Origin of the sequence: Pseudonocardia sp., from assembly GCF_035305885.1 — a bacterium.
Classification (GTDB): domain Bacteria; phylum Actinomycetota; class Actinomycetes; order Mycobacteriales; family Pseudonocardiaceae; genus Pseudonocardia.
Genome location: NZ_DATGOP010000145.1, coordinates 1 through 16,757 on the forward strand (window position 1 = coordinate 1; position 16,757 = coordinate 16,757).

At 74.7% G+C, this 16,757-nt stretch carries 13 protein-coding genes; 5 read left to right on the forward strand and 8 right to left on the reverse strand.

Translation table 11 applies throughout. The annotated features are described in order from the left end of the window. On the reverse strand, positions 1-580 hold a 580-nt coding region (locus tag VKZ81_RS32360; RefSeq protein ID WP_324245557.1), incomplete at its 3' end, for a hypothetical protein. 96 nt (positions 581-676) lie between these two features. Between VKZ81_RS32360 and VKZ81_RS32365 the strand changes: the two genes are divergently transcribed. Genes VKZ81_RS32365 through VKZ81_RS32375 form a run of 3 tightly spaced genes read left to right on the forward strand, consistent with a single transcriptional unit; the run spans position 677 to position 4,641 of the window. Beyond that, entirely contained in the window at positions 677-1,177 is a 501-nt protein-coding gene (locus VKZ81_RS32365; RefSeq protein WP_324245558.1) for a hypothetical protein, read from the forward strand. Positions 1,178-1,180: 3 nt separating this feature from the next. Beyond that, on the forward strand, positions 1,181-3,709 hold the full coding sequence (locus tag VKZ81_RS32370; RefSeq protein ID WP_324245559.1) for an Hsp70 family protein: 2,529 nt from the start codon (positions 1,181-1,183) through the stop codon (positions 3,707-3,709). Then, positions 3,706-4,641: an OmpA family protein gene (locus VKZ81_RS32375; RefSeq protein WP_324245560.1), complete on the forward strand. Its 936-nt coding sequence runs from the start codon at positions 3,706-3,708 to the stop codon at positions 4,639-4,641. Before VKZ81_RS32370 ends, VKZ81_RS32375 begins: the two co-directional genes overlap by 4 nt. Positions 4,642-4,665: 24 nt before the next feature. Here the strand turns inward: VKZ81_RS32375 and VKZ81_RS32380 are convergent, their stop codons facing one another. Further along, positions 4,666-4,845 carry a hypothetical protein gene (locus VKZ81_RS32380; protein WP_324245561.1) on the reverse strand — a complete coding sequence of 60 codons (180 nt, stop codon included), beginning with the start codon at positions 4,843-4,845 and terminating at the stop codon, positions 4,666-4,668. An 89-nt stretch (positions 4,846-4,934) separates the two neighbouring features. Here VKZ81_RS32380 and VKZ81_RS32385 point away from each other — a divergent pair, with 89 nt between their 5' ends. Together VKZ81_RS32385 and VKZ81_RS32390 are read left to right on the forward strand one after the other, a co-directional pair. Continuing rightward, positions 4,935-5,810: an SDR family oxidoreductase gene (locus tag VKZ81_RS32385; RefSeq protein WP_324245562.1), complete on the forward strand. Its 876-nt coding sequence runs from the start codon at positions 4,935-4,937 to the stop codon at positions 5,808-5,810. Further along, complete coding sequence (locus tag VKZ81_RS32390; protein ID WP_324245563.1) at positions 5,807-6,412, forward strand: histidine phosphatase family protein; 606 nt, start codon at positions 5,807-5,809, stop codon at positions 6,410-6,412. The genes VKZ81_RS32385 and VKZ81_RS32390 overlap by 4 nt, the downstream gene beginning before the upstream one ends. On the opposite strand, the gene VKZ81_RS32395 is transcribed toward VKZ81_RS32390, so the two are convergent. From VKZ81_RS32395 to VKZ81_RS32420, 6 genes are read right to left on the reverse strand one after another with little or no spacing between them, the layout of a single operon-like run. Beyond that, positions 6,402-7,085, reverse strand: a complete 684-nt coding sequence (locus VKZ81_RS32395; protein WP_324245564.1) for a PP2C family protein-serine/threonine phosphatase — start codon at positions 7,083-7,085, stop codon at positions 6,402-6,404. The two genes, VKZ81_RS32390 and VKZ81_RS32395, sit on opposite strands and share 11 nt — an antisense overlap. A 38-nt stretch (positions 7,086-7,123) precedes the next feature. Then, positions 7,124-9,010, reverse strand: coding sequence for an FHA domain-containing serine/threonine-protein kinase (locus VKZ81_RS32400; protein WP_324245565.1), 1,887 nt, complete (start codon positions 9,008-9,010; stop codon positions 7,124-7,126). Beyond that, positions 9,007-13,269 carry a tetratricopeptide repeat protein gene (locus VKZ81_RS32405; RefSeq protein ID WP_324245566.1) on the reverse strand — a complete coding sequence of 1,421 codons (4,263 nt, stop codon included), beginning with the start codon at positions 13,267-13,269 and terminating at the stop codon, positions 9,007-9,009. The genes VKZ81_RS32400 and VKZ81_RS32405 overlap by 4 nt, the downstream gene beginning before the upstream one ends. Then, positions 13,259-13,666: a tetratricopeptide repeat protein gene (locus tag VKZ81_RS32410; RefSeq protein WP_324245567.1), complete on the reverse strand. Its 408-nt coding sequence runs from the start codon at positions 13,664-13,666 to the stop codon at positions 13,259-13,261. The genes VKZ81_RS32405 and VKZ81_RS32410 overlap by 11 nt, the downstream gene beginning before the upstream one ends. A gap of 7 nt (positions 13,667-13,673) precedes the next feature. Next, on the reverse strand, positions 13,674-16,247 hold the full coding sequence (locus VKZ81_RS32415; RefSeq protein ID WP_324245568.1) for an Hsp70 family protein: 2,574 nt from the start codon (positions 16,245-16,247) through the stop codon (positions 13,674-13,676). Continuing rightward, positions 16,244-16,747 carry a hypothetical protein gene (locus VKZ81_RS32420; protein WP_324245569.1) on the reverse strand — a complete coding sequence of 168 codons (504 nt, stop codon included), beginning with the start codon at positions 16,745-16,747 and terminating at the stop codon, positions 16,244-16,246. The genes VKZ81_RS32415 and VKZ81_RS32420 overlap by 4 nt, the downstream gene beginning before the upstream one ends. Between the last annotated feature and the right edge of the window lie 10 nt (positions 16,748-16,757).

Below are 16,757 nucleotides of genomic sequence, written 5' to 3' on the forward strand. Positions count from 1 at the left end.
GGCCGTCGACGCGACCAGCAAGGACATCCGGCGCTACCGCGCCCGGGCCCACGCCGCGGGCACCCTCACCCCCGAGGTCGAGAGGATGCTCGACGACCTCCAACGAGACCCGCACCAGCGAATCGTCCAGGAACTCTTCGCCCCCCGGCGCACCGACCCGTCTTCCTGCCCGGCCGTCGGAGCGGCGCTGACGATCCTCGGCCGCCTGCCGCGGGGCGGGCTCTGGCCGGGAGGCACCACCAAGCTGTGGGGCACGGGCCACAGCGGGCTCTTGCTCGTCGGCGTCGGTGTCGGTGTCGGTGTCGCGACCCTCCTCGAGGGCGCGGTGCACCTCGACGCCGTCGAGGGCTGGACCGTGAGCCGCGGGTGTGCGCTCACCACGTACGTCGGCGCGTCGTGGTTCGCCGGCGACGATGGCTGGCCCGCGTTCGTCGTGGCCATCGGGCTGGCGGTGGTCACCGTCGCGGCCTACCTCGGCGTTCGCCACGAGCCGCTGGACGGGCTGATTCCCGATCGGGGTCCTGCTCACGCCGGCCGCCGTCGGGATCGTCACGGGGATCCGGACGATCGGTGTCGGCACGACGGTGATCTGCGTGGCCGTGGCGCTGGTCGTACTGGTGGCGATGGGCCGGGCGGCGGTGCGTTCCGCTCGGCGGCAAGCGTGGTGAGGAGTCCCATGGAGGAGAACGGGTTGCGGGCGTGGTGGCGGAACCGCAGGCAGCGGCGCTACCCCCCTGAGTTCCGCATCGCCCGCCCGATCTGGCCGGACGGGGTGCAGCGCGACTACGAGCGCGTGGCGACGGCCCTCGCCACCCTCGCGGACAGGCCCGCGGAACCGTCCGACGACGGGGCGCTCGCCGAGGCCGCGCTCGGCCTGTGGCGGGCCCAGCGCCGGTTCGAGTCCGAGGACCCCGCCGGGACGTCGCAGCTGACCCGCCAGCTGCGTCGACACGTCGAGACCGCGTGGAAGGGGCTCGCCAACGCGGGGATCACCGTGCACGAGCACGACGACGAGCCGCACGACGACGGGCTGGCCCTCGAGGTCGTGGCGCGCGAGCCCCGCCCGGGGCTGTCCCGGGACACGGTGGTGCAGACCGTGTCCCCGTCGATCCTGCGCTCGGGGAAGGTCATCCGGACCGGCGAGGTCGTCGTCGGCTATCCAGTGGAGGACAAGTAAGGAATGACGCGCCAGACGATCGACGTCGGCATCGACCTCGGGACCACCACCAGCTGCATCGCGGTGATGGGACCGAACGAACCCCAGATCGTGCGCAACAACCTGAACGAGGAGTTCACGCCCTCGGCGGTCGCGGTGCGCAAGGCGGGCGAGGTGTACGTCGGGCGACGTGCCAAGGAGCGGATCGAGTCCGACCCGGATAACGCGCAGGCCGAGTTCAAGCGGTTCATGGGCTTCGAGGGATGGCGCAAGACGTTCGCCGCCAGCGGGCGCACCATGACCGCTCCTGAGCTGTCCGCGGAGGTGCTGAAGACGCTGCGCCAGTCCGCGGAGGGACACCTGCGCGAACCGGTCGACGCCGCGGTCATCACCGTCCCGGCGGCGTTCGAGGCGTCGCAGCGGTCCGACACGATCTCGGCCGCCCGGATGGCCGGTTTCGACACCGCGGAGCTGCTCCAGGAACCCATCGCCGCGGCGTTCGCCTACAGCAGCCATTACGCGACCGAGCGCGCGTTCTGGCTGGTCTACGACCTGGGCGGCGGCACGTTCGACGCGGCCCTCGTGCGGCTGGAGGACGGCCAGTCGACGATCGTGAACCACGCAGGTGACAACCACCTCGGCGGCACCCGGATCGACTGGGACATCGTCGACGAGGTCCTGATGCCCGCCGCGGCCGAGGAGTTCGGACTGGCCGGGTTCCGCCGCGCCGACGACATGGACCCGCGGTGGCGGGCGAACGTGCAGAAGCTCAAGATCGCCGCCGAGCAGCTGAAGATCGACCTGTCGGTGCACGACACCGCCTACAGCGACGTGGTGCTGAACGACCTCGACGGCGCGACCCTCAACTTCGAGGCCTCCCTCACCGCGGGGCAGCTGCACGACATCGCCATGCGCTACTACCGGCGCACGATCGAGCTGTGCCGGAAGACCCTCGCCGAGGCCGGTGTGCAGCCCGCCGACGTCGACAAGGTGCTCCTCGTCGGGGGCGCCACGCTGGCGCCCGCGGTGAAGGAGCTGATCGCCGACCCGGAGGCCGGGCTCGGCATCGAGATCGACGGCAGCCTCGACCCCATCACGGTCGTCGCGCGGGGCGCGGCCCTGTACGCGGCCAGCCGACCCAAGGAGACGACGACCCGGCAGCCGACCGCCGACGAGGTCGTCGTGGACCTGCGCTACGAGCTGCGCAGCGACGACCTGCAGCCCCCGATGGGGGGCACGGTGCGCGCCGCGTCCGCGCGGGACTGGACCGGCTACCAGATCCGGTTCGTCGACCCGTCCGAGGCCCGGCCGTGGACCGGCCCGCTGGTGCCACTGGCCGCCGACGGCAACTTCTTCACGGAGGTCTTCGCCCAGCCGGACACCACGACGCAGTTCCGCATCGAGCTCTTCGACCCGCGCGGAACGGCCGTCCCGATCCAGCCCGACACCGCGACCTACCGCCACACGAGCGGACCCGTCCTGGAGAACACCGAGACCCTGCGCCGGTCGATCGGGCTCGCGATGGCCGACAACACCGTCATGTGGTCCGCGCGCAAGGGCGCCGTGCTCGACCCGAAGTCGAAGATCAGCACGACGCACGAGGTCCGCACGACCGAGCACGTGTCCCGAGCCGGCGGCGGCGAGATCCGCATCCCGATCGTGGAGGGCGAGCGGGACCGGGCCGACCGCAACGCCAACGTCGGCACGATCGTCATCACCCCCAACGACGTCACCCGTGACGTGCCGATCGGCACCCCCGTCGAGGTCACCGTGGAGATCACCGCGGAGCAGGTGACGGCGTCGGCCTACGTGCCGCTGCTGGACGGGTTCTGGGACACCTCGGTACCGAAGCCGTCCGTCCCGGACATGGACGACCTGCGCGAACGGATGCGCGAGGCGGAGGAGCGCCGGCGCGAGCTGCACCTGCGTGCGGACAACGCGGTGTCCCCCGAACCCCGGGAGATGATCCGGCGGTTGGACAGCAGCGGGGCGACCGAGGAGCTGGCGCGCCTCGGCACGACCGGGGCCGTCGCAGAACCGGACCGCCAGGCGCTCGACGACCGGCTCCACGAGTACGAGGCCCAGCTGGACGCCGCCGAGGACGCGCTGATCCTTCCGGAGGAACGGGCGAAGGTGGACGAGGTGCGGGCGGCGACGGTGGCCGCGATCGGCCAGAACGACGATGCCATCGGCCGCGAGAAGCTCAGGGCGATCGACGCGGAGATCGAACGCGCGAGCGCGGCGAACGACGTCGTCGCCCTGCGCCGCCAGGCCGAGGAGCTGCAACAGCTCCAGTTCGACGTGCTGAACCGCGGCGGCCAGCTCCACCCGAGGGTGTTCCGGGAGCTCACGACCGCCGTCGGGTTCATGACCGATCCGGCCCGGGCGCGCTCGCTCATCGCGATCGGACAGGAGGCGCTGGCCCGCGGCGACAACGAGCAGCTTGCCGCGATCAACGCGGCCCTGGTCCAGCTCTTGCCCGAGAGCGCGCGGCCGCGCATGCCCAGCGCGCCCGGTGACGCGGGGCACGGCGCGACCGTGCGGGCCCGATGACCGCGCCCGACGAGGCGCGGACCGCGCTGCAACAGCTCACCGACGAGCTGGCGGTGGCCCGAGCGGCCGAGCTGGCCCGGTCCGGCGACCACGCGGGGGCGCTCTCCGCCCTGGCCGCCGTGCCCGGGCCGCCGACGGTGGCCCGACTCGACCTGACCGCCCGCATCCGCGCCCAGCTCGGCGACTACGACGCCGCCGAGTCCGCGTGGCGCCGGGCTGCCGAGCTGAGCGGGGGCGACGCGTTCCGCGCCGAGCGCGACCGCATCGCGGCCGAGCGGTCCCGACGCGCTCCGCGACGGCGGGCCGGGTGGTGGACCGGCCTCGCCGCGGTTGTCGCGGCGGTGCTGCTCGCCGTCGCAGTCGTCCTCGTGGCGTTCCCGCGGCTGGCGCAGGACCCGGCCGGCGAGCTCGCGGAGGTCCGGGCGCAGCAGGGCGAGATCGTGCGGCGCCTCGACCGCATCGAGGGCGCCGTGACGCCGGGGGACGCGCTCGGCACGGTCCAGGCGGACCTGACCGCCGAGCCCGGCTACCTCGTGCGCAGGGACGCCGATGGCCTCGTCGTCGCACTCCCCGGTTCACCGTTCGGGGGCGAGGGCGCACAGCTGAGCCCGGACGGCGAGGCGACGATCGCCGAGCTCGGCCGCCGGCTGGCGCCGCACCTCGACCGGATCGCCGTCAGGGTCGTCGGCCACACCGACGACACCCAGCTCCGCCCTGGCGCCGCGTTCCCGGACAACGAATCGCTGGCGCTCGCCCGGGGACTCGCGGCCGCCCGCCGCCTGGCCGAGGCCACCGGGCAGCCCCTGGAGTCGATCGCGATCGCCACGGCGGGGCAGGACCGGGCACCGTTCCCCAACACCTCGCCCGAGTCGCGTACGGCCAACCGGACCGTCACGGTCAGGATCGAGACCCGACCCGGCGCCGCCGACTGACGGGCCTCGCCCCCGGGGTTTTGTTCAGTCCGCGTCGACGGGCCTCGGCAGCGCGCCCGACGCCGCCGGATCGGTGATCGTCATCAAGGCGTGCCGCAACTGCGCGTAGGCCTCCTCCCCCAGCGTCGCGGCGAACCGGCGCTCGATCTCGGCGATGATCTCGTCGGCGTGGTGCTGCTCGTCGAGGCCGCGCTCGGTGGGCACCACGAGCTTGGCGCGCCGGTCGGCCGGATCGGGCCAGCGTTCGACGTAGCCGAGCGCCTCAGGACGGACCGAACCACGGGAGGACAGCCATGAACCGCACCGTCCTGATCACCGGCGCGACCGGCAGCGTGTCGAGCGCGCTGATCACCGCGCTCGAGGGCGCCCCGCTCACGCTGCGCGCGCTGGTCCGCGACGCGTCCCGGGCGAGCGGGCTCGCGCGACGCGGCGTCGAGGTCGTCGTCGGCGACCTCGGCGACCCCGAGTCGCTCCCGCCCGCCTTCAAGGGGGTGACCGACCTGTGGCTGTTGACCCCGATGGACCCGCGGGCGCCCGAGCACAGCGTGAACGCGGTGTGGGCCGCCCGGCAGGCCGGCGTGGAGCGGGTGGTGCGCATGTCGGCGATCGGCGCCGACCACAACGTCCCGACCCGCAACGGACGCCTGCACGCGTCCGACCGCGAGCTGCAGGCGTCCGGCCTGGCTTGGACGATCCTGCGCCCGCACGCGTTCATGCAGAACCTGCTCTGGCAGGCCGACCGCATCGCGGCAGAGGGCGTCTTCTCCTTGAACATGGGCGACGGCAGGCTCGGCACGGTCGACGTCCGCGACGTCGCCGAGGTCGCCGCCACCGTGCTGCTCGCCGACCCGCAGCGCCACCACGGCAAGGTCTACACCCCGTCCGGGCCCGAGATCCTGACCTTCGCCGAGGCCGCCGAGCAGCTCGGCCAGGCGCTCGGCCGGGAGGTCAGCTACGTCGCGGCGAGCGAGGAGGAGGCGCGCGCGGGCATGGTGGCGAGCGGCATCTCGCCCTGGTCCGCCGGGATGCTCGTCGAGTACGGCCGGGCGCTGGGCTCCGGGTTCGGCGCCTACACGACGAGCGACGTCGAGGACGTCCTCGGCCGCCCGCCGCGGCGGTTCGCCGACTTCGTGCGCGACCACGTCGCCGCGTTCACCGCCCGCGGGTGAACGCACCCGCCGAGCTGGTGCTGGTCCGGCACGCCGCGGCGGAGCCCCGGACCGCCGAGGCCCCCGACGAGGGCAGGGCGCTCACCGCGCGCGGGCGGCGCGACGCAGCGGCGCTGGTCGGCCCGCTGCGCGCGCTGCGGCCCGCGGCGATCTGGTCGAGCCCGTACCGGCGGGCGGTCGAGACGCTCGAGCCGACGGCCGCGGCGCTCGGGCTCGAGGTGCAGACCGGCTGGGAGCTGCGCGAGTGGGACGACGGACTGCCGTTCACCGACGACTGGGCGCCCCACTACGAGCGCAGCTGGGTCGACCCGTCGTTCGCCCGTGAGCGCGGCGAGAGCCTGGAAGAGCTCACCCGCCGCGCCGTCGCCGCCCTCCGCGCGCTCGCCCACCAGCACCCGGCCGAACGGGTGCTGGTGGGCAGCCACGGCACGTTCGTCGCCCGGGCGCTCTGCGGGTTCGGGGTGCCGGTGCGCTGGCCGTTCCCGCAGACCATGCTGACGCCGGCGATCTACCACCTGCGCTTCCGCGATCCGCGCGGGCAGCCGGTCATCACCGGACCGGGCATTTCGCAATCCCGTTCTCGTCCCGGGATCAACCGATGATCAGCACCGTCGTGTCGTCGACCAGCCCGCGCGCGACCGCCGCGGCCATCAGCGCGGAGCAGCACCGGCTCGGCTCCCCGTTCGGCACCGAGCCGAGCACCGCGGCGATGGCCGCATCGTCCAGCACCGACGTCAGTCCGTCGGTGCACAGCAGCAGCCGGTCGGCCGGGGACAGGCGGACGGTGCGCACCGCGGGCTCGACCCGCTCCGGCATGCCGAGGTGCTGCGTCAGTCGCGCCCGGCCAGGCAGGCGCGCTGCCTCGTCCGCGTCCATGACACCGGCCGCCACCAACGACTCGCCCAACGCGTGGTCCGTGGTGAGCCGGGTCAGACCGCCCCGGCGGGCGAGGTAGGCGCGGCTGTCGCCGACGTGGGCGATCGTGGCCGCGGCACCGCGGACGACGGCGGCGACGACGGTCGAGCCTATGCCGCCGAGGCGGTTGCCCGCCCGAGCCCGAAGATCGTCGCTGAGCTCGCGCACGACCGCGGCGACCTGGTCGCGGTCCGCGGGATCGCCTGCAGCCGCGAGCAGCGCCGGCAGCCGCTCGACCACGAACCCGGCCGACCAGGCGCCGTGGCGGGCCGATCCCATCCCGTCCGCGACGACGTAGGTCGCGGAGGTGTCATCCGCGGCGACCCGGTCGTCGTTGCCCCGCCTTCCCGGCCCCGGCATCGTCGCGAACGCGTGGCGCCGGGTCGACGCCCCCGCCCTCACAAGGCCTCCAGCAAGGCGGCGCGCAGTTCGGCTGCATCGCCCATCTCGATGACCGGGTCGTCCACCAACGCCCGGTCGATCACCGCGGCGAGGGCGGCCGGGACGTCCGGGTTGCGTTCCCGGATCGGAACCGGCGCGGTGCCCATGACCACGGCCCAGTCGTACTGCGGCTCGCCGAACGTCCGCGGGTACTCGCAGGTCAGCATGTGGTACAGGCAGGCGGCGGTCGACCACACGTCGACCTCCGGCCGCGCCTGCTTGAACCCGGTGACCTGCTGCCGCGGCACGAAGCGCGCCTTCCCGCCGACGGTCCCCTCCGACGTCACACCGCTGCGCCCCGCCGTCTCGAACGCCTTGGCCAGCCCGAAGTCCGCGAGTTTCACGACCCCGCCCGTGAACAGCAGGTTGCCCGGGCTGATGTCCCGGTGGACCAGCCCGGTGGCGACCACCACGCCGCCGCCCGCGAGGTGCACGGGCACCGGAACGCTGTGCGCGTAGGCCAGTCCGTCGAGCGCCTGGGCCGTGATCAGGACGGCCCGGCGCACGTCCAGCGGCCGACCCGCGCGCCGCATCAGGTCGGCGACGGAGCCGCCCTCGCAGAGCTGGGTGACGATGTAGAACACGCCGTGCCAGCGACCGCTCTCCAGCTGCTGGACGACGTGCCGGTGGCGGAGCGTCTCGGCGAGCCGGGCCTCCCGGACGAACCGCTGCTCGTCCGCACCGTGCGGCAGCATCAGCTTCAGCGCCACCCGGGTGCCGGTACGCGGCCTGGAGGCCGCGTACACCGCCCCCATCCCGCCCCGGCCGAGCAGCCCCTCGACGGTGTAGCCGCCGAACACCCCGGTCACCTGCTGCCCGCATTCCAGCCGCGTGTCGATCATCTCGACCAGCCGCACCGGGTCGCCCGCACACGCCTCGCAGACCGAGTCGGGGCCTGGCGCGCCGACGGGATCGGTGCAGACCGGGCAGGTCGCCAGCAGCCGGGTGCCGCCGGGCCGGTTGCGCGGCGGCGGGGCCGGCGCGGGAGCGCACCGCTCGCACGGGCCCCCGGCCGCCGACGCACCCCCGCAGACCGGGCACGGCGGCACGGCGACGGCCACGTCGATCGTCGCGCCCCCGACCCGGATGCGGTCGCCGTCGGCCAGGCGGTGCCGCTGCACGCGCCGGGGGCCCACGCGCGTGCCGGCCGGGGCGCCCAGGTCGTGAACCCACGCCCCCGGCGGATCGATCTCGAGAAGACAGTGTTGCGGGGCGACCGCGGCGTCGTGCAGCTGCAGGTCCGCGTTCGGCGACCGGCCGACGACCCACCGGGCCGGTCCGGTGAACCGGACCGTCCGGACGGGTCGCGAGCCGTCGTGCACGTCGAGGCGGACGTGCGGCGAGGTCAGCACGGTGGGCCCCGACCCGGCCGCGGACCGCAGCCGCTCCAGCGCCTGCGGTCCCGCGAGATCGGCGAGCACGCGCACCCAGGGCGGGTCCGGCGCGGCGAGCAGGCTCTGCAGCAGATCGTCCGCGCCGGTGCGCCCGCCGGGGTACGCGGACCGGACGGCACCGCGGGCCCGGCTGAGCTGCGCCTGCGCTGCGGCGCTCAGCTCCGGCCGCCCGCCGTCGGCACCGAAGAGCCGCGTGGCCGAGCCAGTCAACCGGACCAGGCGGTGCGCGTAGTTCGCCGGGTCGACCCCTGCCGCCGCGAACCGAGCGCGCACCGCGTCGGCCTCCGCCGGCGCCACCGCGGCATCGCCCGCCGCGAACCGGCACGCCCCGATGAGCAGGTGGATCGGTTCGATGGCGACGACCCCGGCCCGCTCGGCGGCCGCCGCGGCGAGCCGCCACACCGCGAGCGCACCCTCCGTCAGGTCGTCGAGCGAGTTCGCCCCGGTCATGTCTCGTGATCCGTCCGTGCGACCAGCGCTCCGCCGTCGACGTCGACCAGGATCCGGCGGGCGCCGTCGAACCGGCCCGACGTCAGGCCGTCCGCCACCAGGGCGGTCACCTCCGACTCGACGACCCCGGCCGCCGACCGCCCGTCGGTCGCGCCTCGCACGAGCAGGTCGCGAGCGGCCTCGGACACGACGAGCTCGTGCTCGGGAAGGCGGCCGCACAGGTCGTCCAGCCCGCGTTCGACGATCGCCGCCAGCGCGGTCCGCTCGAGCGGTTGCAGGTGCACCACGGTGCCGATGTGGTCTGCGAACACCGACCCCACCGCCGCCCGCACCGCGTCGTCGGCCCGAGACGCCGCCCCGTGGCCCGCTGCGCCGAACCCGAGCGTCGACCCGCCCGCCGCGGTGCTCGCCGTGCACACCACGATCGCGTCGGCGAACGAAACCCGCAGCCCGGCCCGCGTCGTGAGCACGCCGTCGGCGAAGATCGGCAGCAGTGCCTCCCGCACCTTCGGGTGGGCGCGGTCGACGTCGTCGAGCAGCACCACGCTGTGCGGGTGCCGCCGGACGGGTCCGACGAGCGTCCCGTCCTCGTCGTGGTCGCGATACCCGGCGGGCGTGCCGAGGAGCCCGAAGTGCGATGCGGCCTCGCCGTAGTCGCTCATCGGGATCCGGACCAGCCGAACGCCCTCGGCAGCGAGCGCGTCGGCGAGGGCGGTGGCCAGCAGGGTCTTGCCGCAGCCCGGCGGCCCGGCCAGCAGCATCGAACAGCACGCGCCGCGCGTCAGCCCGGCGCGGGCAGCCCGGACCGTCCTGGTGACCGCGGCGACCGCGGCGTCTTGGCCGATCACCCGCGCGGCGAGCCCGTCGGCGAGACCTGCCAGTACTCCGGCCGATCCGCCACGCACGCGATCCGGCGGGACGTCGAGCCGGGCCGCGAGTGCCGCCGCGACGTCGTCGGCGGTCACCACGGGGACGTCGTCGGGGCCGCCCCCGCCGTGCGACGACACCTCTGCGCACGCGGTGTCGAGCAGGTCGATCGCCTTGTCCGGCAGCCGCAGGTCGGGCAGGTGGGTCCCGGTGAGCCGGACGGCGGCGTCGCGGGCGTCGTCCCCGATCACGACGCGGTGGTGCTCCTCGAGCCGCCCGCGCAGACCGTCCAGGATGACGCGGGTGTCCGCCGGCGTCGGCTCGGACACCCGGACCAGTTGGAACCGACGCGCGAGTGCGCCGTCGGTCTCCACGTGCGCGCGGTACTCCTTCTCGGTGGTGGCACCGATCATCTGGATGGCGCCACGGGCCAATGCGGGCTTGAGGATCTGCGCAGCGTCGATCGCCCCGCGCCCCCCACCCGCACCCAGGATGGTGTGCGCCTCGTCCACGAACAGGACGACTCCGGCCGCCGCGGCCTCGTCGATGGCGGCCCTGAGCCGCTGCTCGAAGTCGCCCCGATAGGTGGTGCCCGCCACCAGCGCAGCCATGGGCAGCTCGACGATGCGACGCCCGGCGAGCGCGCTCGGCGGGTTGTCGCCCACCACCGCGAGGGCGAGCGCCTCCACCACCGCCGTCTTCCCGACGCCCGGCTCGCCGACGAGCATCGCGTTCGGTTTGCGCGCCGTGGCCAGCACCACCGCGAGCCTGCGGACCTCGGCGTCGCGGCCGATGACCGGTCCGAGCCGCCCCGCCTTCGCCAGCGCGGTCAGGTCGCGGCCGATCGCGTCGAGCACCGTCGTCGTGAACCGTCCCGTTGCGGCTGCGGGCTCGAGGCCCCGGTCGAGGACGACCAGGGCCGCGTGCGGGTCGCGGGGCCGGTCGTCGACGAGCGTGAGCAACGCGGCGCGCACGAGGTGCCAGAGGCGCATCGGGACGCCGTCCCGCGCCGCCCGCGCCGCTGCGCGGGCGAAGACCCGGCGCGCGGCGGGCGACCGGTGCGACCGCCCCGACCTGCGGGGCGTGCCGCGGGCCTCGCGCCGGCGCAGCGCGCGGCGCAGCCGGGTCGAGTCGACGCCGCTGTCCCGGAAGAGGGCCCTGACCTCGGCGACCTCGCTCTCGAGGGCAGCCGCGACGTCGGGGGCGAGGGCGGAGTTCTCGGTGTCCAACCGGGCGTCGGCCAGCTTCGCGCCCGCCATGAGCAGGTGTGCCGGCTCGATCTCCGCGGCCCCGCCTGCCTGGCACTCGACGTCGGCGAGCTCCCAGCAGAGCAAGACGGCTGGGGAGGGCCCCTCCGCGGGTCCGGTGGACGGGGACGACGCGGCGGTCGGGCGGTCCACCGTCCGGGCGGGCGGCGGGGTGTGCGGGCGCCGCTCCGCCCGCACGGCATCGGCCTCCTCGTGCCTGCCCATCATGCGCAGCAGCTCGATCATCTCGGCGATGCCCCGTTCGCCGAGCCGGTCCCGCGGGACCCGCGTGAGCTCGTCGAGTGCCCGGGTGTGGCGACCGACGCCGCGCAGCGCCTGCGCGAGCGCCACCCGCAGGCACGGCTGATCGACCGCGCCGGGAGGGAGGGCGTCGAACGACTCGAGCGCTTCGGCCGGCCTTCCGAGGCCCACGAGCGCCTGGGCGCGCGCGCCCGCGGCTGTGACCGAGGTGGGGTCCAGTTCCAGCGCCCTCGTCGCGTCGTCGAGCGCCTCCGCGCACCGGCCCTGAGCCGCGTTGGCGGCGGCCCGCATCGCGTAGGCCCGCTCGTCGTGGGGGTCGATGGTCAGCGCGGCGGCCAGCGGCTCGCACGCCTCCGCGGGACGTCCCGCTGCGAGCAGGGCCTCCCCCAGACCTCGTTGTGCCGCACGGGCCCGCGGCTGCAGCGCGACGGCGCGGCGCAGCCGCTCGACGGCCTCGCCGGCCCGACCGGCCGCCACCAGCGCCCCGCCGTGGGCCACCAGCGCCGGGACCGAGTCGGGGTCGGACCCGGTCAACGCGGCGAGGACCCGCTCCGCCTCCTGGTACCGCCCGGCCGTGGTGAGCGCGATCCCGAGCTGCAGGCGAGCGGCACGGTCCTGCGGGCGCTCGGCGACGAGGGTGGTCAGCAGCTCCACGGCCGCTGTCGCGCTGCCGAGTCGCGCCAGGCAGGCCGCCTGCCGGACCTGCGTCGCGGGCCGGTCGAAGGCCGGGGGCGAGATCACCGGGGCAGGGCTCGCGGTGACGACCTCGTAGACGTGCTCGAGCTGTTGCCGCAGCGCCGCCGGGTCGTGCGGGCGGTCGTCGGGCCGCCGCGCCACGCACGTCATGATCAGCTCGGTGAGCGTGTCCGGCGCCGGCGGCGGGTTCTCGGTGATGTGGCGCAGGGCCAGTGTCCCGTCCCTCGGCCGGTCACCGGTGAGCATCTCGTACAGCACGATGCCGACCGCGTACACGTCGGTGCGCGCGTCGAGCACGCCGCCGGGTTCGGCCTGTTCGGGCGCCCGGTACGCCGGGGTGCCCGGCACCTGCCCGTACACCGCCTGCACGCGCGCCCCGAACTCGGCCAGCTCCGGCACGGAGGCCTGCACCGGCCCGAACGCCTGCGCCAGCCCGAAGTCGGTGATCTTCAGGTCGCCGGCGGCGGTGAGCAGGCAGTTCGCCGGCTTCACGTCGCCGTGCAGCCGTCCGTGCCATGCAGCGGCGTGGGCCAGCCCGCTGCACAGCTGGATGCCCAGCTCGAGGACACGCTCCGGCGGCAGCCCGCCGCGCCGGATCGCCGCGGTGAGCTCACCCGGGACGTATTCGAGCAGCAGCGCCGGGCGGCCCGCGATCCGTTCCACCCACAGCGCCGTGACGACGTGCGGGTGGGGGTCGAGCTGCACCCACGTCCGGGCCTCGTTCTCGAACGCCGCGTGCCCGTCCGAGTGGTAACCCTCGAAGGTCTTCAGGGCGTACGTACCTTCCGGCACCGGCCCGTCCGGCTGGGCGTCGACGACGTAGACCGTGCCGTACCCGCCTCGCACCACCTTCCGCACCCGGTAGGCCCCGTCGGTGCCGTGCACCACCTCGCCGACGGCGTGGCCGGGCCGCGCCGTTCCCACGAGCTCGTCCAGCGCCCGCGCGGCCTCGCGGTCGTGCGGGGCGAGCCGCACCACCCGCTCCAGCACCCGCCGGGCAGCCGCGGCGCGCCCCGACTCGCGCAGCGCTTGCCCGAACGCGAGGTGTCCGGCCGGGCGCTCCGGGTGCTGGCACACCGCCGCCGCGTACTCGGCGAGCGCCTGCTCGATCTGCCCCGCCTCCCACGCCGACCGTGCGGCGTCGAGGTGTTGCTGGTAGGTGCGCGGCTCGTCCCGATCAGCGGCCACCGGCCCTCCGCTTCTTCTTGGCCCGCCGGGCGGGTGCCCGGACCACCGGCTTGCGGAGCTCGGCGAGCGCGATCGGTACATCCGTGCGGCCGGGGTCGAGCTCGCCCGCGCGCGCCCACAACTCGGCGGACCGCTTGCGACGGCCCTGTCGGTGGGTGATCTTGGCGAGCAGCACGATCGTGTCGACGTCGTCCGGCACGAGCGCCAACGCGATGCTCGCCTGCTCCCCCGCCTCGGCCCAGCGGCCGGCTCGGGCCGCCCGCACCGCAGCGTCGTGGGCCGCGTCGGCTCGCTCGACGATCCGCGCGAGCGGGGCGAGGTCGGCGCCGCAGCGGACGCAGCGCTCCCCGAGCCGCTCCTGCTGACCGCGGCACCGCGGGCAACTGTAGGAGTTCACGTCCGACCTACTCCGGATCCACGTCGACGATCGGCGGGAACGTCTCCACCCGGGCGAGCCACGGCGCGACCCGCTCGTCGAGCACCCGGCGCAGTGCTCGAGTCGCGTCCGGGGCGTTCACGTCGATCCGGTGCACGTCGGCGTGCGCCGCGTCGGCCTCGGTGAGCAGGCTCTGGTAGAGGTCGTCGAGGGCTCGCGTGCGCTGCGCCGCGGGGACGCCCGCCATCCGATCGCGCAGCTGGTCGCGGCCGCGGGCGATCTCGGCGAGCACCTGGACGCGCAGGGTGGCGGCGGACGGCCCCTCGGACGGAACGAGGACACCCGGTGGGACGAGGAGGTTCCACACCGCGTAGATGCGCCCCTCCACCTGCTCGACGGCCTTGCTCCAGTCGAGCTGGCTCTCGGCCCGGTACGCAGCGGTGCCGGTGGCCCGCAACGCGGGCAGCTCGGCGCGGAACTCCGCGGCCCGCTGGGCGTCGCGGCTCGCGAGCTGGTCGAGCAGCTGCTCGAGGTCGGCCATCTTGGCCTCGAACTCGGCGAACGACGGGGTCAGGTGGGCGCCCGCGCCCAACGCCAGGCCCTCGATCAGGTGCTCGACCACGGTCATCCGGTAGGTCGCCTGCGCGGCGTCGAGCCGCTGTTCGAGGAGCCCCTCCAGCTCCACGATGAGCTTCTCGATCCGCGGGCCGTGCGTGATCCGGGTCTCGGGGTCGACGAGGTTGCGCTTCTCAGCCCACGACGCGCGCACCGAGTCGAGGCGGTCCTTCAACCGATCCCACGAGTCGGACTCGAAGCTGCGCAGGTTGAGCGTCGCCCGCCCCTCCCGGCCCACCGTCGGGACCCGGGCGTGCACGTCGATCACCCAGTCGGAGCCGATCGTCACCGACAGCGCGACCCTGGTGCCCACCGGCGTGTCCGCGGGCAGGTCCGAGACCACGACCTCGCCGATGGGGATCGAGCCCTCGTACACCGGGACCGGGAGCAGGACCCCCTGGTTGACCGTGCGCAACCCGATCTCGACGTGGTGCGGGACCGGGTCGCCCTCCTCGGCGACGGTCCGCAGGCCCGACCGCACCTTCACCGAGATGGGGTTGGCGAGCACGGCGCCACCCCTCGGCTGGTCCAGGCCCGCCCGCAGCGTCTCGGCGTGCGAGTCCACCGTGCGGCCGTCCACCTCGACCGACACCGTCACCCCGGTCTCGTCCTCGGTGACGGGGATGTCGGCGAACCGGAACCCGCCGCCTGCGTCCGGGCGCACCCGCGCGGTGTACTCGCCGTCGTCGCTGCGCAGCACCACCACCGCACTCGTGGCGTCCGCGAGGCCGCCGCCGGTGAGCACGCGCCCGTTGATCTCGCCCCGCCCGTCCAGCACCACCGGCGGCCCGAGCGTCAGGTGGGTGGTGCGGCGGTCGACGAACGCCGTGCGCAACGCGGCGCCCGCCGCCACGCACAGATCGGGGTCGACGAGCTCGGGTTGCTTCCCGAACCGCTTGGCCAGCGCCTCCGACACGAGCGGTATGCGGGACGAGCCGCCGACCAGGACGATCCCGTCCAGCGACTCCGCGGACAGGTCGGGACGCCTGCGAGCGGCCTTCTCCAGCGCCGAGGCGCAGCTGTCGACCGTCCCCTCGATCCGGCGCGCGATCAGCGCCTCGAACTCGGCCCGCTCGAACGGCACCGTGAGGATCATCGGTTCGCCGTCGCAGTCGAGGAGGTTCTGCTTCACCAGGTCGGCGGCAGGCGACCGCGACAGCTCGATCTTGACGTCCTCCGCCTCCGCGAGCAGCGCCCCGAGCAGCGCGCGGTGCTCGGGCACCGAGACGTCGATGTTCAGGTTGTACCCGGGGGTCTTGTCGGCGAGCAGCCCGACGATGGCCTGGTCGAAGTCGTACCCGCCGAGGAACCGGTCGCCGTCGAACGACAGGTGGTCGAACGTCTCGGAGTTCCACTCCACCACGGAGGCGTCGAAGGTGCCGCCTCCCAGGTCGTAGACGAGGAACACCCCCTCACCGGCCGGCTCGCCCGCCCGGCTCGCGAGGTAGGCCTGCGCCGCGGCCTCCGGCTCGATCAGCGTCTCGACGACCTCCAACCCGGCCTCGGTCCCGGCCTGGGTGGTCGCGTTCTTCGCCCCCACCTCGAAGAACGCCGGGACCGTGATGATCGCCCTGCGCACGGGCACGTCCAGCACGGACTCGGCGAGATCCCGCAGATAGCGCAGGACGTGCGCGGATGCCTCCGTCGGGGTGATCGTCGCGTGACCGGCCCGCAGCGGTTGCGAGCCGCTCATGTCGCGCTTGAAGAACATCGCGGGCGGCGGTTCACCCGACTGCCGGGCCTTGTTCTTCGCCCGTGCTCCCACCACCGGGGTGCCGTCCCGATCGATCCACACCGCCGACGGCGTGAGCGGGGACCGGTAACGGTCGGTGATCACCAACGCCCCGCTGACCGGCCGCAGCCGGCCCGCGGCGATCTTCTCCGCCTTGTCCGGGATCGCCGCGTCGGCGGACACGGCCACACAGCTGTTCGTCGTGCCGAGGTCGATCCCCACCACGATCCCGGTGCCGATGTCCTCCGAGCTCACTCGTCCCCCTCCGTCTCCCGTTCGCCCCCCAGCAACACCTGCGCCCGACAGACCACCTCGCCGTCCGTCCAGCGCAACCCCGCCCGCTCGGTCTTCGTGACCCAGGGCCCGTCGCCGTCGAGCACGTCGACGAGGTCGGCCACGTCCGCATACGGCAGGCCCACCGGGTCGATCACCGTTCCGCCCCGTCGGGCGATCGCGCCGGCGAGGCGGTCGGCCAGCGCCCCGACGAGCTCCGCGTCGGCGGACAATCCGGCCGCGGCCATGCTCGGCCCGCTCGCGGCCACGAACTCCCGGAGCTTGTGCAGCACGACGACGAGCTCGCGGACCAGCTCCTTGTCCCGCCGCTCGGTCTCCGACAGCGCGTCGCGGAGCCGGTCCTCGGCGGCGTACCGGGCCCGCAGCGCCGCCCACGTCACGCCGTAGGCCGACCGACCGGGTGGAGCGCCTCCGCGCTCCCGCTCGTCGATGGCGAAGACCCGCTCCGCCGGTGTCGTCATCGCAGTTCCC